Source organism: Psychrobacter sp. 16-MNA-CIBAN-0192, assembly GCF_040309565.1.
Lineage (GTDB): Bacteria > Pseudomonadota > Gammaproteobacteria > Pseudomonadales > Moraxellaceae > Psychrobacter.
Genome location: NZ_JBEOOX010000382.1, coordinates 1 through 262, shown reverse-complemented (window position 1 = coordinate 262; position 262 = coordinate 1). Strand labels below are relative to the sequence as shown.

Below are 262 nucleotides of genomic sequence, written 5' to 3'. Positions count from 1 at the left end.
ATCGAGTAGTCGTAGCCGCCGCCCGAATTCAGCGCGAGCGCGTCCGTGACGCACGTGCCCGTGCCGGCGCCGATCGTGTAGTGCCGCGGTATCGTGCTCGTGCCGTCGACCCACGCCTGCAGATGCACGGCGGCCGCGCCGGTATTCGTCATCGTCAACCCGAGCGTCTTGCCCGCGCGGTTGACCTTGCCCTGGACGAAGAACTCGTACGGCAGCCGGCACGCGGGAGTGCGGCCGGCCGTTTGTGCCGGCACCGCGGTGG

At 70.2% G+C, this 262-nt stretch carries 1 protein-coding gene; it reads right to left on the bottom strand.

The annotated features are described in order from the left end of the window. The coding region (locus AAEY78_RS13670; protein ID WP_352339886.1) for a phospholipase domain-containing protein at positions 1 to 262 on the bottom strand (262 nt) is incomplete at both ends.